This window comes from Pseudomonas sp. B22129 (assembly GCF_044218875.1).
Lineage (GTDB): Bacteria > Pseudomonadota > Gammaproteobacteria > Pseudomonadales > Pseudomonadaceae > Aquipseudomonas.
The window spans coordinates 5,495,038-5,520,474 of sequence record NZ_CP162592.1 but is presented as its reverse complement, the minus strand read 5'-3'; the positions used below and the strand labels follow the sequence as shown (position 1 = coordinate 5,520,474).

Genomic DNA, 25,437 nt, shown 5'->3' with positions numbered 1-25,437 from the left:
TAACGTCCAAAAAAACCAACAAGAATGTGGAGACAGACCGTTCATGAAGACCCCGATCCGTTTTACCGCGCTGGCCCTGTCCATGATGCTGGCCAGTGGTTTTGCCTCGGCTGCCGACCTCAAGATAGGCGTGAGCATGTCCGCCTTCGATGACACCTTCCTGACCTACCTGCGTGAAGACATGGACAAGCAAGCCAAGTCCTATCCCAAGGGTGACGGCGTGCAGCTGCAGTTCGAAGACGCCCGCGCCGACGTGGTCAAACAACTGAGCCAGGTTGAGAACTTCATCAGCCAGAAGGTCGACGCGATCATCGTCAACCCCGTGGACACCGCGTCGACCGCGAATATCATCAAGGCTGCGACCGCGGCGAAAATCCCGCTGGTGTTCGTCAACCGTCGTCCGGACAGCCCGACCCTGGCCCCAGGCGTCGCGGCCGTGACTTCCGATGACGTCGAGGCCGGCAAACTGCAAATGCAGTACATCGCCGAAAAGCTCGGCGGCAAGGGCAATATCGTGATTCTGCTGGGTGACCTGGCGAACAACTCCACCACCAACCGTACCAAGGGTGTGAAGGAAGTTCTGACTAAATACCCGGGCATCAAGGTCGAGCAGGAACAGACCGGTATCTGGCTGCGCGACAAGGGCATGATCCTGGTCAACGACTGGTTGACCCAGGGCCGCGACTTCCAGGCGGTGTTGGCCAACAATGATGAGATGGCCATCGGTGCCTCCATGGCCCTGAAGTCGGCGGGCAAGAAGGGCGTGTTGATCGCCGGTGTCGACGGTACGCCAGACGGTCTGAACGCAATCACCAAAGGCGACATGACCGTGTCGGCCTTCCAGGATGCCAAGGGCCAGGCCGATAAATCGGTGGAGACGGCGCGCAAGATGGCCAAGAACGAGCCTATCGAGCAGAACGTGGTGATCCCGTTCCAGCTGATCACCCCGGACAACGTCAAAGACTTCAAGTAGCCCTGACATAACAACAATAAGCCGGCAGGGCGGCCTCGGCCGCCCTGCAGATGGAGTACCTTCTATGCTCGCTCAAGCGACTGTCTCGCAGCCTCCGGGTATCCAGCCACCGGTGCTGGAAGAACCCTACCTGTTGGAAATCGTCAATATCAGCAAAGGCTTTCCCGGCGTTGTAGCCTTGGCCGATGTACAACTGCGGGTGCGCCCCGGCACCGTGCTGGCGCTGATGGGCGAGAACGGTGCGGGCAAGTCGACCTTGATGAAAATCATCGCCGGCATCTACCAGCCTGACGCCGGGGAAATCCGCCTGCGTGGCAAGCCCATCGTGTTTGAAACCCCGCTGGCGGCGCAAAAGGCCGGGATTGCGATGATCCACCAGGAACTCAACCTGATGCCGCACATGAGCATCGCCGAGAACATCTGGATCGGCCGCGAGCAGCTCAACAGCCTGCATATGGTCAACCACCGCGAAATGCACCGCTGCACCGCCGAATTGCTGGCCCGCTTGCGCATTAACCTGGACCCCGAGGAACACGTGGGCAACCTGAGCATCGCCGAACGGCAGATGGTCGAGATTGCCAAGGCCGTGTCCTATGACTCCGACATCCTGATCATGGATGAGCCGACGTCGGCCATTACCGAGAAAGAAGTGGCCCACCTGTTTTCGATCATTGCCGACCTGAAATCCCAGGGCAAAGGCATCGTCTATATCACCCATAAAATGAACGAAGTGTTTGCCATCGCCGATGAAGTGGCGGTGTTCCGTGACGGCCATTACATCGGCCTGCAACGCGCCGACAGCATGAACAGCGACAGCCTGATCTCGATGATGGTCGGCCGCGAACTGAGCCAGTTGTTCCCGGTGCGGGAGACGCCGATCGGTGAACTGCTGATGACGGTGCGCGACCTGCGCCTGGACGGTGTGTTCAAGGACGTGTCATTCGACCTGCACGCCGGTGAAATTCTCGGCATTGCCGGCTTGATGGGCTCGGGGCGCACCAATGTGGCAGAAACCATTTTCGGCATCACCCCAAGCAGCGGCGGGCAAATCACCCTCGACGGCAAGCCGGTGCGTATCACCGACCCGCACATGGCGATTGAAAAGGGCTTCGCGCTGCTGACCGAGGACCGCAAGCTCAGTGGCCTGTTCCCGTGCCTGTCGGTGCTGGAAAACATGGAAATGGCTGTGCTGCCGCATTATTCGGGCAACGGTTTTATCCAGCAGAAAGCCCTGCGCGCGCTGTGCGAAGACATGTGCAAGAAGCTGCGGGTGAAAACCCCGTCCCTTGAGCAATGCATTGACACGCTGTCCGGCGGCAACCAGCAAAAAGCCTTGCTGGCGCGCTGGCTGATGACCAACCCGCGCCTGCTGATTCTCGATGAGCCCACGCGTGGCATCGACGTCGGTGCCAAGGCCGAGATTTACCGCTTGATCTCCTTCCTCGCCAGTGAAGGCATGGCCGTGATCATGATTTCTTCCGAGCTGCCCGAAGTGCTGGGCATGAGCGACCGGGTGATGGTGATGCACGAAGGCGATCTGATGGGCACCCTGGACCGCAGCGAGGCGACCCAGGAAAAAGTCATGCAGCTGGCTTCCGGTATGACCGCAGTCCACTGACTACAGAATAAGAAGGTGATTGGCTATGAACGCAATAACAGACAACAAGCCTGCCACGGCACCGGTCAAGCACCGGCGTCGCTTGCCGACCGAGCTGAGCATCTTCCTGGTGCTGATCGGCATCGGTCTGGTGTTTGAACTGTTCGGCTGGATTGTGCGTGACCAGAGCTTTTTGATGAACTCCCAGCGCCTGGTGTTGATGATCCTGCAAGTGTCGATCATCGGTTTGCTGGCAATTGGCGTGACCCAGGTGATCATCACCACGGGGATCGACCTGTCATCCGGCTCGGTGCTGGCGCTGTCGGCGATGATCGCCGCCAGCCTGGCGCAAACCTCGGACTTTTCCCGGGCCGTGTTTCCCAGCCTGACCGACTTGCCGGTGTGGATCCCGGTGGCCATGGGGCTTGGCGTGGGGCTGCTGGCGGGGGCGATCAACGGCAGCATTATCGCGGTCACCGGCATCCCGCCGTTTATCGCGACCCTGGGCATGATGGTCTCGGCCCGTGGCCTGGCGCGTTACTACACCGAAGGCCAGCCGGTGAGCATGTTGTCGGACTCGTACACGGCCATCGGCCATGGCGCGATGCCGGTGATCATCTTCCTGGTGGTGGCGGTGATCTTCCATATCGCCCTGCGTTACACCAAGTACGGCAAGTACACCTACGCCATCGGCGGCAACATGCAGGCGGCGCGCACCTCGGGGATCAACGTCAAGCGCCACTTGATCATCGTCTACAGCATCGCCGGGCTCTTGGCCGGACTGGCCGGTGTGGTGGCCTCGGCCCGTGCTGCGACCGGGCAGGCCGGCATGGGCATGTCCTATGAACTGGATGCGATTGCGGCGGCGGTGATCGGCGGTACCAGCCTGGCGGGCGGGGTAGGGCGCATTACCGGCACCGTGATCGGCGCGCTGATCCTGGGCGTGATGGCCAGCGGGTTTACCTTTGTCGGGGTAGACGCGTATATCCAGGACATCATCAAGGGCCTGATCATCGTCATCGCGGTGGTGATCGACCAATACCGCAACAAACGCAAACTCAAACGCTAAGAGAGCATAGGTGGGAGCTGCGCCTGGCTCTTGCATCAGGTTGCCAGTGGCAGGAACCACCGTTCGGCCAGTTCGCGACTGATTTCCCCTCGATGCACATCAACCACGCTCTGCGGGCTTTGCGCCTTGGCCAGCAGTGAGTGGTAACTCTCGGTGCGTTGCGCACTTGTTTTCAGGTGCGCCACGCTGTACTCGCCCTTTGGGGTATCCGCCTTGGGGTAATGAAAGTGTGCATACCACAACGGGAAGCCGTGTTTGTTGTTGACGGCGTACTCCTGAATGAAATCGCGGCGCTCTCCACGCAACTGCAACCGCTGGCCTAACCTGGCGAGTTGGATGTTGTCTTGTGCGAGCAGGTACGCCACATGGCTGTCTGTGGGTGGCAACTCCAGGGTGCGCTGGATGCGCAGCTCACGGGCTTTGGCGTTCAAGGTGTCAGCTGCACTGCGCAATTCGGTTGCCAGGTTACGGTCGGCCGCCGCTTGCAGGTCCGGGGCCTGGGCTGCAATGGCCCGTTCCAGTTCTGCAGCCAGTTCGGCGAACCTTGCCGCCTCGGTCTCCAGGCTCTCCTGTATTTCAATCGGGAACCGGGACACTCTGGCGTAACTTTCCTGGCGCTGGATGATGGGTTGCAGGTCTTTGGTGCGCTTGCGTGCCTCGCCTTTGACCACGCTCAAGGCGCGGGTGTCTGGTGCCGGAGTTGGCTTGGTGGGGCGACGTTCTTCTCGTACTTCATCCCAGCCGCTCTCGTGCTGTGAGTAAGTCGCCAGCAGTTCGTCCGCCTGTTCGGTACGTACCTCCACCACCTCGATGGGCAACGCGCTGCCTGCGGGCTTCACTTCGCCGATCAGGGTGCCTTGCCTGCGCGTCTTGATCACTTTTTTCTGCGGTTTGCCAGGTGCGCTCATTGCCCGTTTGGGTGGCTGTTTGGGTGACTCGACTGGCGGCTTGACCTCGGCGGCCAATTGCAGCAACACATCCTGGTACAACGAAGCAACCAGGGCCTGCAAAGGCTGGAAATAGGTGTTATCCAGTGCTTGGGCATGTACCAGCCCCACGCCCTGCAGCGCGTCCACGGCCTGGCCGTACTGCAGGAACAGGCTGTCCAGTACGGCCATGCGATCGGCCGGGTCGAGATTGAGCTGGTTCAGTTCGCTGTGGGTCCGCAAGTGCGGGCCCAGCGGGTCCAGGGCAAGGTCCAGTTCGTTGGTGAACAAACCGGCGCGCCAGTCCTTTCTGCTCAGGAACTTCAGGTTTTGCAGTTGCAGGTATTTGAGCGACAGGGCATTGAGCTCATCCGGGCGATTGAGTGTCAGGCGGTTGAACGCTTCCAGCCCGCTGTGGCCGAGATTGAACAGTTCCAGCAGGTGCCGGTCCTTGAGTTCCAGGGCCTGGATCTGGCGTTCGTTGATGTGGCTCAGGTCCTTGAGGAACTGTGCGTAGCGCGGCGGATTGCTGGTGATCTTGGGTAACGCGTGCTCATAGGCTCGGCTGAAGTCAGGGTTTGCGGCATACAGCGCCTGGCGGTCCATGTCGGCTACCACCACCGATTTGCGCGCATTATTCACTGTGTTTTCCAGGAAGACCGCTGCGACGTTTGCAGGCATGGGGATGCCCAGCTCGGTGCGCTCCTGGCGGCTGTCGAGCAGCGATTGGTAGGCATTTATCTGCTCGTGCAGCGCGCTGTCGAAGTTCTTGCGTGTGTTGGCCCGGGCCGCGTCAGAGTACCGGGCATCGCCGGCGGCGCGGCTCATCAGCTGTTGCGCCGTGTCGACCTTGGTTTGCAACGTACTCTGCAGGCTGGCGGTAAAGCGTGCCTGCTCATCGACCAACTGCTGCTTGCGCAAGGCCTTGCGTTCGCGTGCAGCCGCAATCCGCTTGGGCGGCATGCCGCCAAGCAGGCGCAGACGCAGGTCGAGTGACCAGTTGCCCTGGCCGTCCGATTGCAGGTAAGGGCCGTGGCGTTGAGGGCTGGATGGGTCAATGATCGCCACGCTGCCGGCCTCCAGGTGTACCTGATACCAGCGTGTGTCAATCAGTGCATACCAATCGTCCAGGTGGTTATACAGGCCCAGATTCGGACCGGTTGTTATACGCGCAGGCAATACTTCGGGTGTGGGCGCCTGGAGCTGTAACAGGCGCTGGCGTTGGTCATCGGTCAGGCGCTGGCGAGCATTGGCAAAGCTGAAGTCGAACACATAGTTGGCCAGCCCCGGGCTGCCACCGCCGAGCATCACAGCGCCGTGGTGGATGGCAGGCGCCGGGTAGGGCGGCCAATGTTCGGTATCGCGTCGTTGAAGCGGCGACTGCAAGGCCTGCCACTTGAGGTCTTCCGCCAAGGTGTGTCTGGAGGGCGCCGGTGTCGGGGCCAACTCGAACATCAGCATGCCGACATTCATCAGCAGGTCGACCCACGCCAGCTCCCGTGTGACCGGATCCTGGCTGTTGAGCGCGGGGATATCCCGGTTGGCGCTGGCCAGCAGGCTGAACAACCAACCGGTCAACATGAGCGGCCCGCGTGCCAAGGGCAGCAACAGGGTGCCGAACAGCAACCCCGCACCTTCGAGGAGCACCCGCCAGCGACTTTCGGCATTGGACACGGATTCACGCTCGGCCTGGTCGACCAATGCCCGCGCATTGGCGCCATAGAGGTATTGCATCAACTGACCGTTGTTCAAGAACTGCAGCAGCTCATCGCTGGCGCCATCCTCAGCGAGGGCTGCCGGCGCTGGTGTTTCAGGCAGTTCAAACTCATCGCCAATGCCGAACCTGACGTAGTGGGGTTGCCGGAACCCGCCGTTGTCATAGATGGGGCGTGCGCTCTCGCTGAGCCAGTTGAGGACACTGGTTTGCAGTTCGCCCGTCGAGGCGATGGCTTCCAGCAATTGCGCGCGGTTGGCAAATTGCAGCAAGGCGTCCGCGTAGAGCGGCCGGTACAGAATGTGCGGGCCGGCCTGGCTGTTCTCGGGTTCGATGATGTACATGTTGGCAACTATATCGGCCACTGCCTGGGCCTTGCGTACCAAAGCCAGTTGGCGAATGACAATGGTTTGACCGTCTACCTGGCGCTCGCTTTCATGGCCGCCCACCAACGCAGCCACACAGGCAGCGCCCCGCGACGTGAACCCGTTGGCGCGCTTGAGACTGGATTCCAGCGCAAGCAACGGCAGTTGAGCGACGGCTTGCTCGGCAAAGCGCTGTTCTCGTTGACGCGTCTCGTCACTGCCACCCAGCAGGTGTGCCTTGAGCATCTCGGGGTAAGTCTTGCCAATGTCCACCTGTTGAATCAACCCGCTGCTGCCGAGGATGTAGTCGGCTGTCAGCCAGGCAGGCAACGGTTGCCCGTTTCGACGGGCAACCGTGAGTTGCCCACGCGGCCGGCCCTGCAGGTTGTTGATCGCCAGGTCCGTCAGGCTCATGTGCACGTTTTCGACATAACCGGCACCGCCTGGATACCCGGCAGCGACATGAAAGGTCAGTTGCAGATCATCGGGCTCGAACAGTGCCGGCAGGCGCTGCCCCGGGTGGGTGTTGCCCAGACGTGCTTCATCCTGGCGCAGTTGGTTGAGCAAGGTGGTTTGGGTAAAGGTGCGGATATCCGGCACATCACTGAGGAAGGTCAGCCCTGCACTGCGTTTTTTTGCGCTCGCCAGTTGCAGGCTGTAATGCCGGTAACGCATGCGCTCGGCCGGCGTGGCCTGGCTCAACCACGGCGGCAGGTTGCGGCGCAGGGATACCAGCGTTTGGGAGGTGTACAGCGCGGTCTTGTCAAAGCTCTGCAGAGGGTCGGTAATATGCCGGTATACCGATCGCAGGGCCTCGAGCCCGAACTGGGTGCCCAGCTTCAAGTTGTGCAACTGCTGCAGTTGGTGATTGAGGATGAGTGCCGACTGAGCATCAAGCAGGTGGCCGTCGGTTTCATAGCGCTGGGTGGTGATGCGCTCGACCACCGCCTCGTGCGCCAGGTTGCGGGCCCACTGCTGCAGGGCCGAATCCATTGAACTGAAGCGTTCATAACCGCCTGCCACGGTGCACCACAGAATGTGGGCCTGGCCATTGATGACGGGCACCAGTATCAAGTCCGGGTCCAGCCGCTGTTGTGTGTGCTTGCCGGCTGAAAAGGTCGCCATGGGATGAAAGGCATGGACGGCCGCGTCGCCATAACGGGCAATACGCTGGTCAAGGAGTGGGTAATTGATCAGTTGGTCGAGCATTTCGCGCTCTTGCTGCATGAGGTCATTGTCCTGGATGACCATCAGGTGCAGGGCGTCGCGCAATACGTCGCCGAGCCATTGCCAGCGCGTCACTGCGCTGTCACTGGCCTCATTCCAGTAAGCAGCAAGTGCGTTCTGCAGGGCCGTGGGCAGGGTCTGGGTGAGGGTTTCTATCAGGGCCTGGATCGCCTGCATGTCCAGTGGCTGTTGCGCTGCCAGTGTCAAGGCCGTGGGAGGGTAGTCGCTGAGCCGGCAACTACGGCCATGGCGATCACTGAAATCCAGGGCGGTGCCGTTGGCCAGCAAGTCGAGTACCAGCCCCATGAGCGGTTGCCTGCGCCAGCCACCACGGGAGGTCGGCGTGAGCAGCACGGTACGGGTCAGGTCGAGGGACAGTGTCGGCCAAGCCTGGGCAAGCGTGGTGGCCAGCAGCCGTTGAGTCACTGCGGCGAGTGTCGGGCGCGAGGCGAACTGAGTGTTGACGGCACCCGCGAGCGGTTCGCCAGCCAGTGAGGGGGCAAGGGTCATAGCGTGTCCTTATCGTTGTGATAACGCGTAAGGGGCTTAGCTAATGCCCTTTGGGGCCCGTGTTGGCGTTATGTATTGCTGGGCAACGAATTAACCATTCGTCTTCCATATAGCTCCACAACACTGAATTTCTTGCTATAAACGCACTCCGATGACCATTCGCCGAGCCCGTCCTGGTGCTTTTGGAGGTTATCTCGGAAAAATTGCCTGTCTTTTCAGTTGCTGCGCCCTCAAGTCGGCCTTAGACTGCCGCCCCTCGTAAATTGAGTGCCGGGTGGCGCTTGGAATGGATGGCGCCTTTCCGAGACCTGCAGAGGTCGACCGGAACGCTCCCTTATTCGCCTTAATGCACGTATTTTTTATAGAGAAATCAATGACAAAGGAAAAGTTGCTGGCCATGCCGGCGGATGACTACATGAATGCCGAACAGCACGCTTTTTTCGAGCAGTTGCTGCAAGACATGAAAGTGGAACACCACGAGCGCATTGAGCAGAACCGCATCGCCATTGAAAGCCTGGACACCCCGGCCGACCCGGCTGACGCTGCTTCCGTTGAAGAAGAGCGCACCTGGCTGGTAAACGCCATCGACCGCGACCAGCGCATGCTGCCGCAGCTTGAGCGCGCTCTGGAGCGCATCAAGGAAGATTCCTTTGGCTGGTGCGACGACAGCGGCGAGCCTATCGGCCTCAAGCGCCTGCTGATCAGCCCGACCACCAAGTACTGCATCGAAGCGCAAGAGCGCCACGAGCAGATCGACAAGCATCAGCGCCAAGCCTGATGCGTTGAGCTCGGGCGCCGCAGCGGCGGCGCCCAGAAATACCGGTTACACCCACGTCTATTGATCTGCTGCAAGCCACCCCACCAAAGGCCCATGGATAATGGCCAGATAGTGGCGTTTAATGCGCAAACAATAACGACAAGCAGTGGGGTAACGACGATGGCTGGAGACGGATCTCTGATGGGCACAGCGGTGCCACCGCAAACGGTGGTGCGCGTGCTGCCCGGCTGGCTGACGCCGCTTATGCAGAGCATCGCGCTGATGCTGGTACTGCTGGGTATGGCGTTTGCCGGCTTGCCTCTTTATGCAGGCCTGTCAGTGGTCTTGCTGGTAACCTGGCTGCCTTCTCTTAAGCACCGCACGCCCCGTGTGACGCCTTCCCAGGCCGTCGATGCCATGGGCGAGTTGACCCGCGACCTTTCCTATACCACCAGCCATAACGCACTGTCCGCAGCGGGCGTGGCTTTTTCGGTCAAGCAGTTGGCGGCGCGTTTGCAGTCACAATTGAGTGCGGCAAAGCAGATTGTCAGCAGCGCCGAGGTGATGATCGGCACCGAGCAGCTGACTTCCCAGCTCAGCCGGCAGGCATTGGGCGCGGCCAGCCAAGCCCACCAGCGCAGTACAGAGGGGCGTGAAGTGCTCGCCCACTCGATCACTCGCATGCACCAACTCAGCCAGCGTGCGAATGCGAGCCGCGAGTTGATCGAGGCGTTAAGCCAGCGCAGTGAGGAAATCCAGCGTGTCACGCTGGTGATCCAGTCCATCGCCAGCCAGACCAACCTGCTGGCACTGAACGCGGCCATTGAAGCAGCGCGCGCCGGCGAGCACGGCCGCGGCTTTGCCGTGGTCGCTGACGAGGTGCGTGGCCTGGCCGGGCGCACGGCCACGGCGACCGATGAGGTCGGGGTGATGGTCGCCGATATCCAGCAACGCACCGCCCAGGTGGTGGAGCAGATTCGCCAACTGTCGGCAGACCTGCACATCGGCGTCGAGCAAGTGGAGCAGGCTGGCGAGCAGTTGGAAAACATCGCCAGCCTGGCCGCCGATGTGGAAGGCCAGGTGAATGAAATCGCCCAGGGCACCGACACCAACCGCGCTCAGCTCGACAGCTTGTTCCACGCCGTAGAACAGATGCGCAGCGATTTGTCGGTGAGCGACCAGCAGACCCGCCAATTGGCGGATGCGGCAGTGCAAATGGAAGGTCAGGCGGAAACCATCAGTGAGCGCCTGGCGCAAGTCGGCCTGGATGACTACCACCAGCGCATCTACGACCTGGCCCGCGAAGGTGCCGGCCGCATCGCCGAACAGTTCGAGGCCGACGTGCTGCAAAGCCGTATCAGCCTGGATGACTTGTTTGATCGCAGCTACACGCCCATTCCGAACACTCGCCCGAGCAAATACCACACGCGGTTCGATGGTTATACCGACCAAGTGCTGCCGGCAATCCAGGAAGCCCTGCTGACACGGCATGAAGGCCTGGTATTTGCCATTGCCTGTACTCCCCAGGGTTATGTGCCGACACATAACAAGGCATTTTCCCACGCCCTGACGGGGGACGCCGAGGTTGACGCCGTGCAGAACCGCACCAAGCGCAAATTCGAAGACCGTACCGGCATTCGATGTGGCAGCCATCAACAAGCCGTGCTGTTGCAGACCTACACCCGTGACACGGGTGAGTTAATGCATGATTTGTCGGTGCCGATCATGGTCAAGGGCCGGCACTGGGGCGGCTTGCGCCTGGGCTACAAACCCGAAGGCGCAAAGGCCAAACCCTAGGGATTGTTGCTGTTTATGCAATGGAGCTATTCCGTGGATAGCTTTTTCCAACTGGAAGAAAACCGTAGCATGGTCAACATTGTTAGCAAGCTAACTAGTGCTGCGGAGAAGCTCCATGCAAAACAAGGTCGATGTTGCCGTGATGATCGGCAGTGGTGTACCTGAAACCCTGCGTGCGCTGGGCCAGAAAGCCTGCTGGGTGGTGCTGCTCAACGGTGAGCAGCGCGGCACGGCGTTCGCCAGCCGCGATGAAGCCGAGGAGTGCAGGGCTGCCTGGCAAGCGCTGATGCAGCTGGAGCAGTCAGACAGCCTGCATTGAGGCGCTTTACTGCGGTTGGTGCAGGCGCTGGTTCAATTCGTCTACCGCCATTGCCCAATCGGCGTCTTCGCGCAGTTCTTCCTTGAGAAACTGCGCTTGTTGCAGCGACCAGAAGGGCGCGTCGATCAACTTCACGTCTTCAGGCAGCGGGTGCGCGACGATAAACGCGTCGATGGCCCCGGGTGTGGAGTCCAGGCCGAGTTGTTCGAACAGGGTTTCAAGGGTGGGAATTGGCGCGTCCATAGATCATTCTCCATGCAAGGTGATGGTCGTTGTGCATGTGAGGGCAGGGGCGCGGCAGAGTTCTATCGGATCTCAGGAATTGAGAGCGCCGGCGTCCACGGCAGTTTTCAGGGCCCTGGCCGCCTCTTTCGCTGCGAGTGAGGCTGCGTCGACGGTTTTGAACCAGCGATCTTTCTCGACCTGGTGCGTTGTGACGGTGGTCAGCGGTGGTTTGGCCCGCATGATAATGACCGCCTGGAACTCACCGTCTATTTCCCTGGCATCGCCATGGATGAAAAATTCGCCAATATCAAATTCCGTCACGTATAGCCTTCCCTTCAAGTTAACTGCATCAAGGTCACTGCACTGATGAAACCTGACCCGCAAGGGGCAAACTTCAATGGACGGGGCAGTATGGCAGTTGTTGGGCGAAGGCGGCGCGGTAAAGTCATCCAGGTGACGAAACGATTGCACCGTGCAGGGCGTGCAGGCTGGCCTCCAGTTCTTGGGCCAGTGTGCAGGCCTTGATATGGTCGCTGCGAAAGCCTTTGATCCTGCCGCTGATCACTTCCCGGATATGAAAGAAATTGCGCCCGGCGGGTACGACTTGGTAAAGAACGGAATTGGAGTACCCGCTGGTGTTATTCAGGCAGTAGTATTGGCGCTCGTCTTGGTTGAGTGAACGAGTGTGGGAAGACGCAGCGGCGTATTGGCGTGGTTGCATGGTCAGCTCCTGTCGATCGATCGTGTTGAGTCACCCGCAGCGTTTCGGCTGGTTTGGCCCGCGCTGCTGTTCTAATATTGTCGCTGGCAGGCAATGCCTGGTTCCATGCCAAATGTTTGGTAATGTAAGGTTTGTCGGAAACTGCGTTTTTTATTGGGTTATTCTCTGAAGTAGGTCGGCTCGTGTTCTCGGGTCGTTGAACCTGTGATTTCCTGTGTTGCCCGATGACCTCTCGCAAGGTCCATCGTGCACAGCTGTACTAGTCTTGCGGTGCAGCAGTGGGACCGTCTTCAGTTTTTAAAGAATGTGTTGAGTGATCGTGCCTACGGGCCGTTTTTTGTGCTGCCCGCTCCGGTGGTCAGCGCTCTTTTTGATGTGGGGGCGTTTCCTTGGCAGTCAGTAATCTGGATATGCACGCGTTATTCGTGCTGGGTGATTTGCGCGCAAAGTTGGTCAAGCAGTTTCAATCCCGTTTTGTTTACATCACCGAACAGACGCCGGAAGGCATCTATATCGCCGAGATCGACACTGAGTCGGCATTGGTTGTGGATGACAAGCCACGTCTGGAGCTCAAGGTCGGCGACCATTTTCGTGCGGCGGTGTTGCCCAGCCGGGAAGGCGGCAAGTTCGAATTGAAGTTTCGCGATATCAAGTTGACGGTGTATGGCCTGGGTGATTACGCCTTTGTGTCCTCGGCCGAAGGCCAGGGCATCGTCTTCAAGGAAGGCCACAGCGTGATGCTGGTATTTGCCGCCAACGAGCAATTGCAGGAAGGTTTGACCAAAACCCTCAAGGCCGTCACCGGCAAAGCCGCCAAGTGGCGCAAGGGTGAACTGGTCACGTTCAAGGCCAGCGAGTAATTCATAATCTGCGCGTACCTGCCTTCTCTCCCGGAACCTCTACTACAGTTGAGTTGACTTAACTATTCAGAGGCTTCGCGCATAGGCAGCAAAGCCCACCGCTTTTGCTGCGAAAACGCGAGGTGCAACGCATGAAAGGTTTGAGAACCCTGCTGGCTGCGTCCCTGACGGCCTTGAGTCTGTCGGTGGCGCCATTACCTGTATCCGCTGCCCCGGCGCCGGTGCATTTTGCCGACCTGAACTGGGAAAGCGGCAGCCTGATCACCGAAGTGCTGCGTTTCATCGTCGAGAAGGGCTACGACCTGCCGACCGATACCTTGCCCGGTACCACCATCACCCTGGAAACCGCCCTGGCGAAAAATGACATCCAGGTGATCGGTGAGGAATGGGCGGGCCGCAGCCCGGTCTGGATCAAGGCCGAGGCCGAAGGCAAAGTGCTGGGCCTGGGTGACACGGTAAAGGGCGCGACAGAAGGCTGGTGGGTGCCTGAATACGTGGTCAAGGGTGACCCGGCCAAAGGTCTCAAACCCTTGGCGCCGGACCTTAAGACCGTGCAGGACCTCGCACGCTACAAGGATGTGTTCAAGGACCCGGAGTCTCCCGGCAAGGGGCGTTTTCTCAACAGCCCGATCGGCTGGACCTCGGAAGTGGTCAACGCGCAGAAGCTCAAGGCCTATGGCCTGAACGACAGCTATGTGAATTTTCGCAGTGGCTCGGGTGCGGCGCTGGATGCCGAGATCGCCTCGTCGATCCGCCGGGGCAAGCCAGTGCTGTTCTACTACTGGTCGCCAACGCCTCTGATGGGGCGCTACAAGTTGATCCAGCTGGAAGAACCGCCGTTTGACGCCGATGCCTGGAAGACCCTGACCGATGCGGATAACCCCAACCCCAGGCCGACACGCTCCTTGGCGTCCAGGTTGAGCATTGGCGTGTCGACGCCGTTCCAGCAGGAACATCCGCAGATCGCCGAGTTCTTTACCAAAGTGCAGTTTCCGATTGAACCGTTGAACAAGGCCTTGGCGGCGATGAGCGAGAACCACACCGCGCCGCGTGAAGTCGCGCAGGTGTTTCTCAAAGAGCATCCTGAAGTATGGAAAGCGTGGCTGACGGAGGACGTGGCGCAGAAGGTTGAGGCAGGCCTGAAATAAACGTCGCTCTCCCAGTTGAACGGAGATCCAAATGTGGGAGCGGCGGTGCGACGATTCGACTTGCTCGCGAAGGCGGAGTGTCAGTCGATACATCATTGGCTGAACCACCGCTTTCGCGAGCAAGCCCGCTCCCACATTTTTTGGTTGCATTTCAGGCTTAGAATTTAGTCTGAACGGCCAACTCAAACGTCCTCGGCGCCCCCAGGTAATACGCCGGCGACACATGCGCAAACTCGGCATACACCTCATTCGTCAGGTTGCGCACCCGCCCGGTCACCGAGGTGTGCGAGTCCACCTTGTAGCGCAGGAACGTCCCGAACAGCGTGTAGGCCGGCACCGTCTGTGTGTTGGCGTTATCTGCATACACTTGGGCCACATACCGTGCATCTACACCGCCTTGCCAGTCTTCGGCAAAGTCATACGTCAGCCACAGGTTACCCACGCGCTTTGGCACATTGGTCGGCGTATTGCCCTTGCGGGAGACCACGGCGCCGCTGGCGATTTTTTCGTTGAAGTCGTCGTACTCGGCATCCACCCAGGCGAAGTTGCCTTCGGCCAGCAGCCGGGGCGTGATGCGCAGTGAGCTGGCCAGCTCGATACCCCTGGACGTTTGAGCCCCAACCGGAATGCTGTTGTTCGGGTCGAGCGGGTCGGTGACGGCAAAGTCCTTGCGCTCGATCCGGTAGGCGGCGACGGTCGCCGAGCCGCGCCCGCCCAGGTAGTCGAATTTGCTGCCGACCTCCCATTGCTTGCCGGTCGATACGTCAAACACCTGCGTGGTGGTCGAAGGCTGTTCGGCGGCGGTGCTGTATTGCACGTACACATTGGCTGACGGAATGAACTGGTAAGTCAGCCCGACCCGTCCCGTCACCGGTTCCCAACTGCGCTTGAAGTGCCGTGGGTTGGTGGCCGTGATCACGCGGTGGTTGGTCACATCCAGGTCGATGGCGTCGTAGCGCAAGCCGGTCAGCAGCGAGAGTTTGTCGGTCAGGCCCAGCCGGTTTTCCACAAACAGTGCCTTGGTGGTGACCGCGTTGGTCTTGTCCTTGACGAAGCCCGGCTTGGTCCCGGGGATATCGTAGAAGTGCCCGGGGTTGTAGTTGTTCGGATCGACCGTGCTGTTGCCCGGCACATTCAACGGGTTGTTGGTGGTGCTGTTGACCTTGTACTCAAACCCGCCGGACAGGGTTGTCGAGAGGCCGAAGACGCTGTCGTCGTGACGCAGCTCAAACTGGTTGCCGTTCTGCTCGCCTTGGTGGCGCACCTGGTAAGCGGTAGAACGGTTCACGGCGCTGTTGTCGGCGTTGTACTGGTAGGTCTCCAGGTTGCGGTAGTCGCGCTGGCTGTCCAGGTGATACAGCGTGTTTTTCAGCGTGGTGCTGTCGTTGATCCGATAGTCGATGATCGAGCGCGCCCAGAGCGTGCGCTGTTCGTAACGGCCATCGGCGACGTTGTAGTTGTTGAAGCGGTTGTGCCTGTCGATTTTCAACTCGCCCGCCTTGGGGTTGAGCACCGGCGTGCCCCAATAAGGGCTGTCCTCGTGTTCATCCTGATATTCCAGTGCGAGGGTATGGGACAGGTCTGGCGTCAAATCACTGAGCAGGGAAAACGCCACGCTCCAGGCATCGCGCTGGTCGCGGTCAATGTAGCTGTGGTTGGTGTTGCGGCTCACGTCCAGGCGCGCATAGTGCTGCACCTCGGCACCCGGCTCGGTCAGCGCATGGTTCAGGCCAAAGGCCATGCCGGCCGTGTCGTAGCTGCCATAGGTGAGTTGGCCTTCGGCAGCCTGTTCTTCGCGGGTCGCCAGTTTGGTCACGTAGTTCAGCGAGCCACCGACGGAGCCTGCGCCATTGATCAGGGAGGAGGGGCCACCCACCAGTTCGACCCGGTCATAGATCCACGCATCCACCGGCCGCGCCAGGCCGGTGGCGACGTTGATGCCATTGAACATCTGGGTTATCTGGCTGCTGGTAAAGCCGCGGTAGGACACAAAACCGCCAAACCCCGGCGGCGCGCTGGCGTTGACGCCGGGCAGGGTGTTGGCCGCATCGCGGAAGGTCTTGGCGCCATGGCGTTCAATGTCGTTGCGCGTGGCAATGGCCACTGACGCCGGGGTTTCCCGCACGCTCAAGCCGAGCCGCGATGCCATGCCGCTGGATTGGTCCAGGGCCAGGCCGGGCTCGGCAGTTTGCTCGCCATCAATGGTGGTGGGGGCCAGCTCAATTGCCGAGGCGCAGAAGGGCAGGCAGCCGAACAGGCCCGCCAACAGGGGTAAATGCTTCATGGTTGAATCCTGAAAAACTTGGCTTGAAAACAACGCACAGCCGCACGCATCCCATTGGGCGCGTTGGCGGGTGCAGATCAGAAAGCGAAGGGCTCAGGCGAAAGCGGGAGGCGCGCGCGGGTTGGCCGTGGGCCAGGTGAAACGGGCAGGGATGTCAGCGGCAAGCACCACCGCAGGGGGCGGTGCATGGGGTTGCGGCAGTACTGCCACATTCAGGCTGGAGTTGAGCGCCGGGCCCATGCCGCCGGTGGAACACAGCGGGCAACCAAAGGCCTTGGCCAGTGTCGGCAGGTTTTCATCGGTGGTGTTTTTTGACGCGGGCGCCTGGGTGCGAGGGTCTACGGTACAGAACTGCCCGCCGATCCCATTGAGTTGCATCCCCAGCATCTGCCCGTGACCAATGCTGCACGCGAACACATTGAACAGGACGCAGCAGTAGAGCATCCAGGCAATGAGCGAGCGGTCGGCACGGGCGATTTTCATGGGGCGGCACTTTACCATCAGCCGCCGAAGAAATGCCTACAAAAAATCTCAGGGCGACTATCCTCATTCGCACATTTCAGGGAGCGTCAGTCATGAGCTTTGTCATCGCGCGATGGATTGTCGGGGTGTTTGCCTGCATCAGCATGGTGCATTTGTACTGGGCAGCGGGCGGCAAGCTCGGCAGCCTGGCGGCTATTCCGCAATTGCCAGGCGAATTTGCCAGGGGCCCAAGGCCTGCATTCAAGCCTTCGGCACTGGGCACGTTTTTGGTGGCATTGGGGTTGGTCGCAATTGCTTTGCTCGTGTGCCTGCGCGCTGGGTTGTATTTCTCGCCGGTATCCCATGGCGCGCTGCAGTGGGGTATCAGTGCGATTGCACTGGTGATGTTTGCCAGGGCGATTGGGGATTCGGAGTTGGTGGGGTTTTTCAAGAAAGTGGGCGGGTCGAGGTTTGCGCGGCTGGATACGTATTTTTATTCGCCGTTGTGTTTGGTGTTGGGGGTGGGGTTGTTGGTGGTGGCGTGGGGGTGAGGTTGGGCGTTTTCTAAAGAAATCCCTGTTTGAGTTTTCGACCCCCTCTGGGCGGTTAGCTTTTATTTATCTGTCACCTCTACGCCTGCTCGCTTTTGGTAGCTCTATTCTCCCTACGGCTAAGCTGCTGGGTTGGTTACTTAAACTCATTGTAAAGATTTGCAAAGTCCAAATGCCCCTCAAATGAGATACAGGCAATCCAGCTGATGGGCTTTGACACAATATAGGTGTGTTGAGGTAGCTCGGAAAAAATCCCGAGTGCTTGGTTTATATGTTCAATGCTTATTGAGTAGGCGTCGTCGCAGGCAGAGTCACCGATAAAAATTAAGTTATTGTTAGCTACCTTTTTAATTTCTGCAGCAAGTAATTCTATCGCCATGCCAGTTGACTCGAAGCCAAGATTAATACTGTTATCTAAAGTGCTCCAAGCAATTTTATTTCCGCTAAAGGGAAGCCGCTCATTGATTTCACTGACCATGAATTCATGCTCTGCCTGAGATAGGACTGCGAAGTTGATATTGTGTTTTTTCAGATCACTAATCAGTTCTTTGTCTAGGTAGCTCATTTTTTTGCAAACCTTTTTGTCAATTGGAACACCAGTTCTTGGTCACCATCAAAAAGATAGTGCGGCCCTTTTTTCTTTCCTGACCATACATTTATGTGGGCGCCACTTCTATTGTCATGTTCGACACGGTAGCCAGTTTTGCCATCATCTGTTTGCATTCCGACAGGCTCTCCCTTGCGAGGTCCGAATCTTCCCGGCGTTGGCTTTTCAGCGCGAAAATCATTTTCAAGCAACCATTTCAACGCTTTATTTGAAGCTTGTTCATAAGTAGAGGAGCGTATGGGGTTGCTTGTATCCGGAGACTTTTCCTCATGATTTTGCGCTGATCCTTTTTTCCTCTGCCCCGGGCAATTCCCTTTTGTACAACTCAGTCCTGTTGGATCCACCCACCCTGTCGGATTAGGCACATACTGGTACGCATTGATCCCACCCGCCAGCTTCACCGGGTCCGGCGTCAGGTAACGACCCAGATCCGGATTGTAGTAGCGATGGCGGTTGTAGTGCAGGTCGCTTTCGGGGTCGAAGTATTGGCCCTGGAAGCGCAGCGGGTTGTCGATTTTGCTGACGTCCAGCCGGCTGATTTTGCCGTAGGCCTTGTAGTGCGCGGACCAGACGATTTCGCCGTCGGGGGCGGTGAGTTCCTGTGGCGTGCCGAGGTGGTCTAGCTGGTAATAGAAAGGCTGGGTGGCTTTTGGACCGAAGCCTTCGAGCAGGGCCAGCGGGCGGAAGCTGTCGGGTTCGTAGATATAGCTGCGATGGCGATCGGCGTGGTGTTCGGCGATGAGTTTGTCGCCTTGCCAGAAAAACTCGGTGGTTTTGCCGTCGACGGTTTTGCTGATGCGTCGGCCGAACGGGTCGTAGCGATAGCTGGCGGTTTGGCCGTCCGGTCGGGTGATGCCGATCAGCCGGTGTTGGCAGTCGTAGCGGTATTCGGTGACGAGTTTGTGGTCTTTGCCACGCCGTTCGCGAATCAGATTGCCGAACGCGTCATAGTCGTAGTGATGATCCCCCTGTATCGCCAACCGGTTCCCCGCCACGATGTCTGGCCCGGGGCGGTCCTGCATCAGCAGGTTGCCCGCCGGGTCGTGGCCGAAGCGCTCCTGTTCGTCTTGTGAGTGATCGACGCGGGTCAGGCGGGCGAGGGGGTCGTAGCGGTAGTGATGTTCGCCTTTACGGGTGTCGAAAACTCGGCTGAGGTTGCCGGTTTTGTCGTAGTCATAGTGGCGCTGATAAAGATCGTGCCTTTGCTGGGTGACGGCATGGGCGTGCAGGCGGTTTTGCTCGTCGTACCCGTAGTGGCTGATGAGCTGGCCTTGCTGGCGCTGCCGCTCGCGGCCTGCCTTGAACAGGTGAGCGGTGAGGGTTTCACCATTCAGTTCGACGGTGGTGAGGTCGCCACCTTTCCCATGGTTGAAGGTGAGCCGGTTGTTGTCCGGCAGCCGCAGGTGTTTCAGTTGGCCGCAGGCGTCGTAGCCGTAACGCAGCGTGCCCCAGCCCTGGTGCTCGGCGGTGAGGCGGTTTTGCTGGTCGTACTCGTAGGCCAGCGCCCAGTGGCCGTCGTTGACGCCGAGGAGGTTGCCCTGGCGGTCGTAGGTGTAATCGACGGTTTTGCCGTCGGGGAGGGTTTTTCGTATGAGGCGACCGGCGTGGTCTCGCGTGTAGCGGGTAATCAGCAGCTGACTGCCGTCGTCGCCGTGTTCGGTCTTTTCCTGCAGGTTGCCGTTGAGGTCGTAGACGTAGGCGGTGCGCTGGCCGTCAAAGCCGGTTTCCTGCTGGATCAGGCCGTTGGGGTGGTAATCCAGCTGATAGGTTTCGCCGACCTCGTTTTCGATCTCGGTCAGCAATAACCGCGTGTTGTCGTAGCGATACTTGACCTGACTGCCGTCGGAATTAATACGACGACTGATCAGATGCAGCCCGTCGCCGTATTCGTAACGGGTGACGTGCCCCAGCTCATCACGTTCAGCGGTGATTTTTCCGTACGGGTTGTAGCTGTATTCCCGCGTGGTGCCGCCCGGCAGAACCACACGAATCAGCCGACCGACACTGTCCAGCTGGTACTGCGTCAGCGCGCCATATTCATCCTCACGCGCAACCTGCCTCCCCAGTTCGTCATAGCGATAACGCTTAACTCCACCATTGGGCAGCTGTTCCTCAACCAGCTGCCCACGCCCATTCCACACCAACCGATGACAACTGTGGTCGGGATACCAAACCCCGGCCAGTTGCCCGTATTTGTTGTAGCTGTAGTCGGTAACGCTGCCATCAGGATCAGTTTTACGGGTGACATCGCCCTGATCATTGCGCTCATACTTCCAGACGGCCCCACCACGCCGCACAACCCGTACAAAACCGTTGTCATGCTCGTAGGAAGTCGGCTCGTCCTCGCCGGGAAACAACGCCACCAAACGCCCGGCTTCGTCGTACTGATACGCCGTCACCGCCCCCAGCGGGTCCTGCTCAACCGTCAACCGGCCCTTTTCGTCGTAGGACTTGAAGTGCTCGGCGCCATCCGGATCAATGCGCTGCACCAGCCGCGCACGCTTGTCATGCACGTAGACTTCCTGGCTACCGTCGGCGTTGCGAACCGTGACTTGGCCGTCATCGCCCCACGCATACCGCGTGTCCATCTGCGAAAAGCTGGCCCAGTGCCGGATACACCGCGCCGCCTTGCCCGACCGTTCCCACGTCCAAAAGAAACTCGCCCCACCGGCCAACTGACGTTCAAGAATGACGTGCTGTTCGTCGTACCGGTAAACCTCGCTTTCGCCTACCGCATTGGTCGCCGAAACTAACTGACCCACTGCGTTATAGGCGTAGGAAACGACGATCTGCTCAGTGACCCAGACAAACTCACCCGGCCCCTCGGCCCGTTCAACCTGGTACTCCACGGCGACAATATGGCCACGCTCATAGCGCAGAAACAGCGAGCGACCCACCCCGTTATCCAGCCGCTCAACCCGCCCCAACCGATCCCGAAAAACCCGCAGGCGGTTGTCATACGCATCACTGATCGCCGTCAGGGCACCGTCGCGAAAGTGGTAGAACCGTGAGTCCTGTGCCAGCACCAATTCATCGGGAGACAAACCCAGATAGATCGCCGCTTCAGCCAGACTGTTGGTAATCGCAGGCCGCGAAGCCGTCGGCAACGGAAACTCGGTAATGCGATTCTCGTGATCCGTCCACACCACTGAATCACCGACCACCGCCAGCCGCTGCGCCAGCGAATGGCTCCAGCCAAACCCCAACCCGCAATCCACTTCCACGGCACTGGTGCGATACAACCGCGTCCACTCGAACGGCAAAATCCCGTCCAGCGTGCCGTCGGTCAGGGTCAGCAATTCCTCGCCCGTCACCATCGACACCGGGCAACCGTTAGTCACGGTTTTATCAGCCGGAGCCGCTGCGTCGCCTGCGGGGTTTTTCCCCGAGGCAGGCACATCATCCACGTGCTCTTTCTGCCTCAACACCGCGTTCTGCCGCGCCCGCCAGCGCATCTGCATCGTGCCTTGCTTCAGCCCGCCGACCACGCCGCGAACCGCCACGGCCTTGTAGCGATCCACCGCCTGCATGAACTTCGTCAGAATCCCGAGCAGGCTGCGGACAAAGCCCACCGCCGCCTCCAGAATCCGCGCGCCATGCTTGACCAGCCGCAACCCCAGATAAGCCACGCCCGCCGCCGGCAGCGCGATAGTCAGCACCGCGCCAATCACCAGATCGATCAGCAACGACACCACAAACCCGGCCCCCACCTCGGCCATTTCGCCGGGTGGCAGTGCGTCGAGCCAGAGCATCGCGGTGCGCACCATCAGGTACAGCGCGGCCTCGTCACTGGCCAGCAACATGGCTTTTTCCATGACCTGAGGCGCGTCGGTGGCCAGTTGCGCCAACTTGGCGGCCTGATCACCCAACTGCTCGCCGAACTTCAACGGGTCTTCAAGAATCGCCTGCACCAGCTTGATGCTGTCCCACACCTCCTTGATCGCTGCCCAACTGCCCGCCAACACACCGCTGCCGATTGCGCTGGCGGTCGACTGCTGCCAACAGGGTTTGAAGTCTTTCCATTGCGCGCGCAGCCACTGTTCCAGGTCCGCCGTCAGCCCGGCGTAGGAGGCAAACAGCGCGTCCACCTGCTGCTCGGAAACGCCGCCTTGCACCCGCACCTGATAGCGTTTGCCCGCCGAGCAGTGGTGCGAACCCTTGCCATGTTCGTCCAGCATGATCACGGTAGAGCTACCGTCATCCAGCCCGATTACTTCAACCGGGATATCGCCGATTGGCACGTCGTACACCGACTCAAACGTGCTCTCGATCTTCAGCTCGCCGCCCAGCTGGCACATCACCACGGTGCCTAAAACATCAGGGTCAGCGGCGCTCACCACGGTCTGCGAATCACCCACTCGCAACACCCGCTCCATCCCCAGCAGCGAGGGCAAATCCGCGGCATGGCTGACCGAATCCAGCGCGCGCGAATACCAGGCGTTCATCTGCTGGCGATACTCGGTCAGGCTCTGATGAAAGCCGTTGAGTTCGTGTTCGATGAGGGCGATGTGGGCAGCGTTGGTCATCCGTGACGTCTCGGCAAAAAAGGGCAAGGCGCCGGAGTCTGCCGCAGTAAAAAGTGGCTGGATGAACGGTTGGAAAAATCAGAATGGGATGACGTGAGGCAGGAAAAAACCGCGAAAAACTAACCCGCAGGACTACACAAAAAAGCGACTCGACTCATTGCGAGGAAGCTGCACAAATAAAAATGACTCTCATCCTTGCCCGATTTACAGACTTGGCCGTCACTGTTAATAGAACCTCCATTACGCAGGATTTCCCATGTCGCGCCTTGCTCGTCCCTTGCATCCACTGGCCTTTTCAGTGGCGTTCGCCTTTGCTGCCGTGCCGTTGCTGACCGTCCAGCCGTCCTTTGCGCAAGACAGCAGCAGCGCCTTGCGCGGCTTCTCGATCCCCGCCGGGGACTTGAGCCAGGCGCTCAATAGCCTGGCCGAACAAGCAGGGCTGGTGCTGGCGTTTGATGCGAGTTTGACCCGGGGCAAGTACAGCAAGGGGCTGAGCGGGCAATACGACACCGACGTGGCGCTGACTCAACTGCTGGCTGGCAGCGGCTTGCAGGCCTTGAAGATTTCTGCCGAACGCTACCGCCTGGAGCCCGTTCCGGATAACGGCGGCGCCATGGAGTTGCAGGCCACCACCATCAACGGCGCGTATCAAAGCGAAAGCCCCACCGGGCCAGTGGCAGGTTATGTGGCCACGCGCAGCCTGTCGGGCACCAAGACCGACACCGCGCTGATCGAGACGCCGCAGTCGATTTCCATCGTCACCAAAGACCAGATGCGCGCACAGAATGCCGAGAGCCTCAACCAGATCCTGCGCTACAGCGCTGCCGTAGTCCCGGAAACCCGTGGCGCCACGGCTTCGCGTCTTGACCAATTGACGATCCGTGGTTTTGCCCCGGCCACTTACCTCGACGGCCTGCGCTTGCCGTCGAGCCGTGACGCCTCGCCGCAAAAGGACGCGTTCGACCTGGAGCGCGTGGAAGTGCTGCGCGGCCCGGCCTCGGTGCTGTACGGGCAGGGCACGCCGAGCGGGGTGATCAACATGGTCACCAAACGCCCGCTGGACACACCCTTTCATGAAGTCGGCGTGGAATACGGGACCTTCAACAAGAAGCGCACCACTTTCGACCTGAGCGGCCCGATCGACGATCAAGGTATCTATTCCTACCGCGTGGCTGGCCTTTTCGACGACGCCGACGGTCAGGTCGAGCACACCGAAACCCGCCGCCAATCGCTGTCCAGTGCCTTCACCTGGCGCCCGGACGATGCCACCTCGCTGACCTTGCTCGGGCATTTCCAGAAAGACCCCCAGGGCGCGTCCTATGGCTCGGTCCCCGCCTGGGGCTCGGTGTTGCGCAGCCCCACCGGGCGCAAGATCGACGTGGATTTCTACGACGGTGAAAAACGCTTCGAGAAAAGCGACCGCGAGCATTACTCCCTCGGCTACGCCTTCGAGCACCACTTCAACGACGTGTGGACCGTGCGCCAGAACGCCCGCTATATGCGCGCCGAGGGCATCTACCGCAGTATTTACAACAGCAACTTGCAGGCTGATTACCGCACCTCCAACCGCTCGACCATCGCCGCTGATGTCGATATGGACGCCTATACCCTCGACAACCAGCTGCAAGCCAAATTCGACACCGGGCCGTTGCAGCACACGCTGTTGACGGGCCTCGATTACCAAAACATCACCACAGACACCAAGACCGGCTACGGCAAAGGCCCGACCCTGGACATCTTCGACCCGGTCTACGGCGCGCCGGTGGTCACGCCCGCGTTCAGCACCGACGCCACTTCCCGCAGCGAACAGACCGGCGTCTACCTGCAAGAGCAAATGAAGTGGGACCAATGGGTGCTGTTGCTCGGCGGCCGCTATGACTGGGCCAGCACCGACAGCACCACCAAAGCCCTCAGCAGCGGCGCCAAGAGCAAGTCGTCGCTGGACAGCAAGGCTTTCACTGGCCGCGTCGGCTTGGTCTACCTGTTCGACAACGGCCTGGCGCCGTATGCCAGCTATGCGGAGTCGTTCAACCCGCAGTCGGGCACGGGCTACGGCGGTTCGGTGTTCAAGCCCACCGAAGGCAAGCAGTATGAAATCGGCATCAAGTACCAGCCGCCCGGCAGCAACAGCTTTATCACCGCCGCCATTTTCGATCTGCGCCAGAGTAACGTACCGACTATGGACCCGGACCCCACGCACCTGTGTGGCAACGGCCGCTGCAGCATCCAGGACGGCGAGCAGCAATCCCGTGGCTTTGAGCTGGAAGGCAAGGCCAGCCTGAACGATAACCTCGACATCACGGCGGCCTATGCGTACCTGGACAACCGCGCGAGCAAGTCCAACAGCACCGTGCAATATGCGCCGATCAGCGACATCGGTACCGGCCCGGCGATTCCCGTCGAAGGCACCACCACCTACGGTGTGCCGCGCCACACTGCGTCGGCCTGGGCGGATTACACCTTCCATGACGGCCAGCTCAAAGGTTTCGGCGTCGGCGCAGGCGTGCGTTATGTGGGTTCGTCCTGGGGCGATACCGCCAATACCCTGAAAGTACCGGGCTACACCCTGGTCGATGCGGCGGTGCATTACGACATCCCGAACATCGCCAACCCCAAGGACAACCTGCGCCTGGCGTTGAACGCCACTAACCTGGCGAACAAGGAGTATGTCGCGTCGTGCTATTCCTATTCGTGGTGCTGGTATGGCTCGCAGCGTACCGTGCAGGCGAGCGCGACCTACCAGTGGTGATGTGAAAAAAGGCCTTGGCGACAGGAATCGGGAGCAGCACCGCCAAGGCC

General features: G+C 59.8%; 18 protein-coding genes. 10 read left to right on the top strand and 8 right to left on the bottom strand.

Going from position 1 to position 25,437, the window contains the following annotated elements; all coding sequences use genetic code 11:
- Positions 1 to 43 precede the first annotated feature (43 nt).
- The 3 genes from AB4P94_RS25065 to AB4P94_RS25055 all read left to right on the top strand — a co-directional run bounded on the left by AB4P94_RS25065 (position 44) and on the right by AB4P94_RS25055 (position 3,639).
- On the top strand, positions 44 to 973 hold the full coding sequence (locus AB4P94_RS25065) for a sugar ABC transporter substrate-binding protein (RefSeq protein ID WP_395607982.1): 930 nt from the start codon (positions 44 to 46) through the stop codon (positions 971 to 973).
- Positions 974 to 1,037: 64 nt separating this feature from the next.
- A complete protein-coding gene (locus AB4P94_RS25060) occupies positions 1,038 to 2,591 on the top strand; it encodes a sugar ABC transporter ATP-binding protein (protein WP_395607981.1) in 1,554 nt (517 codons plus the stop codon).
- A 25-nt stretch (positions 2,592 to 2,616) separates the two neighbouring features.
- Positions 2,617 to 3,639: an ABC transporter permease gene (locus AB4P94_RS25055; protein ID WP_026013640.1), complete on the top strand. Its 1,023-nt coding sequence runs from the start codon at positions 2,617 to 2,619 to the stop codon at positions 3,637 to 3,639.
- Between the two features lie 35 nt (positions 3,640 to 3,674).
- Here AB4P94_RS25055 and AB4P94_RS25050 read toward each other — a convergent pair whose 3' ends face one another.
- On the bottom strand, positions 3,675 to 8,381 hold the full coding sequence (locus tag AB4P94_RS25050) for a hypothetical protein (RefSeq protein ID WP_395607980.1): 4,707 nt from the start codon (positions 8,379 to 8,381) through the stop codon (positions 3,675 to 3,677).
- A gap of 373 nt (positions 8,382 to 8,754) precedes the next feature.
- Here AB4P94_RS25050 and AB4P94_RS25045 point away from each other — a divergent pair, with 373 nt between their 5' ends.
- The 3 genes from AB4P94_RS25045 to AB4P94_RS25035 all read left to right on the top strand — a co-directional run bounded on the left by AB4P94_RS25045 (position 8,755) and on the right by AB4P94_RS25035 (position 11,254).
- Complete coding sequence (locus tag AB4P94_RS25045; RefSeq protein WP_010564800.1) at positions 8,755 to 9,159, top strand: TraR/DksA C4-type zinc finger protein; 405 nt, start codon at positions 8,755 to 8,757, stop codon at positions 9,157 to 9,159.
- 93 nt (positions 9,160 to 9,252) lie between these two features.
- Positions 9,253 to 10,935, top strand: a complete 1,683-nt coding sequence (locus AB4P94_RS25040) for a methyl-accepting chemotaxis protein (RefSeq protein WP_395607979.1) — start codon at positions 9,253 to 9,255, stop codon at positions 10,933 to 10,935.
- Positions 10,936 to 11,050: 115 nt separating this feature from the next.
- Positions 11,051 to 11,254, top strand: coding sequence for a hypothetical protein (locus AB4P94_RS25035; RefSeq protein ID WP_016972836.1), 204 nt, complete (start codon positions 11,051 to 11,053; stop codon positions 11,252 to 11,254).
- Positions 11,255 to 11,260: 6 nt separating this feature from the next.
- On the opposite strand, the gene AB4P94_RS25030 is transcribed toward AB4P94_RS25035, so the two are convergent.
- The 3 genes from AB4P94_RS25030 to AB4P94_RS25020 all read right to left on the bottom strand — a co-directional run bounded on the left by AB4P94_RS25030 (position 11,261) and on the right by AB4P94_RS25020 (position 12,200).
- Positions 11,261 to 11,497: a DUF2789 domain-containing protein gene (locus AB4P94_RS25030; protein WP_395607978.1), complete on the bottom strand. Its 237-nt coding sequence runs from the start codon at positions 11,495 to 11,497 to the stop codon at positions 11,261 to 11,263.
- 72 nt (positions 11,498 to 11,569) lie between these two features.
- Complete coding sequence (locus AB4P94_RS25025) at positions 11,570 to 11,800, bottom strand: hypothetical protein (RefSeq protein WP_395607977.1); 231 nt, start codon at positions 11,798 to 11,800, stop codon at positions 11,570 to 11,572.
- Positions 11,801 to 11,924: 124 nt separating this feature from the next.
- Positions 11,925 to 12,200, bottom strand: a complete 276-nt coding sequence (locus tag AB4P94_RS25020) for a hypothetical protein (RefSeq protein WP_395607976.1) — start codon at positions 12,198 to 12,200, stop codon at positions 11,925 to 11,927.
- 410 nt (positions 12,201 to 12,610) lie between these two features.
- On the opposite strand from AB4P94_RS25020, the gene AB4P94_RS25015 reads away from it, so the two are divergent.
- Complete coding sequence (locus AB4P94_RS25015) at positions 12,611 to 13,060, top strand: hypothetical protein (RefSeq protein WP_178112738.1); 450 nt, start codon at positions 12,611 to 12,613, stop codon at positions 13,058 to 13,060.
- Between the two features lie 131 nt (positions 13,061 to 13,191).
- The gene (locus AB4P94_RS25010) at positions 13,192 to 14,208 is read left to right on the top strand and encodes an ABC transporter substrate-binding protein (RefSeq protein ID WP_395607975.1); all 1,017 of its coding nucleotides are present in this window, start codon (positions 13,192 to 13,194) and stop codon (positions 14,206 to 14,208) included.
- Positions 14,209 to 14,365: 157 nt separating this feature from the next.
- Here AB4P94_RS25010 and AB4P94_RS25005 read toward each other — a convergent pair whose 3' ends face one another.
- Entirely contained in the window at positions 14,366 to 16,492 is a 2,127-nt protein-coding gene (locus AB4P94_RS25005) for a TonB-dependent receptor (RefSeq protein WP_395607974.1), read from the bottom strand.
- Positions 16,493 to 16,585: 93 nt separating this feature from the next.
- On the bottom strand, positions 16,586 to 16,975 hold the full coding sequence (locus AB4P94_RS25000; RefSeq protein WP_395607973.1) for a DUF2946 domain-containing protein: 390 nt from the start codon (positions 16,973 to 16,975) through the stop codon (positions 16,586 to 16,588).
- A 92-nt stretch (positions 16,976 to 17,067) separates the two neighbouring features.
- Between AB4P94_RS25000 and AB4P94_RS24995 the strand changes: the two genes are divergently transcribed.
- Positions 17,068 to 17,505, top strand: a complete 438-nt coding sequence (locus AB4P94_RS24995; RefSeq protein ID WP_395607972.1) for a DUF3995 domain-containing protein — start codon at positions 17,068 to 17,070, stop codon at positions 17,503 to 17,505.
- A gap of 136 nt (positions 17,506 to 17,641) precedes the next feature.
- Here the strand turns inward: AB4P94_RS24995 and AB4P94_RS24990 are convergent, their stop codons facing one another.
- Both AB4P94_RS24990 and AB4P94_RS24985 read right to left on the bottom strand, forming a co-directional pair.
- Positions 17,642 to 18,070, bottom strand: a complete 429-nt coding sequence (locus AB4P94_RS24990) for a hypothetical protein (RefSeq protein ID WP_395607971.1) — start codon at positions 18,068 to 18,070, stop codon at positions 17,642 to 17,644.
- The gene (locus AB4P94_RS24985) at positions 18,067 to 22,638 is read right to left on the bottom strand and encodes an RHS repeat-associated core domain-containing protein (RefSeq protein ID WP_395607970.1); all 4,572 of its coding nucleotides are present in this window, start codon (positions 22,636 to 22,638) and stop codon (positions 18,067 to 18,069) included. Before AB4P94_RS24985 ends, AB4P94_RS24990 begins: the two co-directional genes overlap by 4 nt.
- A gap of 256 nt (positions 22,639 to 22,894) precedes the next feature.
- Between AB4P94_RS24985 and AB4P94_RS24980 the strand changes: the two genes are divergently transcribed.
- Entirely contained in the window at positions 22,895 to 25,387 is a 2,493-nt protein-coding gene (locus AB4P94_RS24980; RefSeq protein WP_395607969.1) for a TonB-dependent siderophore receptor, read from the top strand.
- The last annotated feature ends 50 nt before the right edge of the window (positions 25,388 to 25,437 follow it).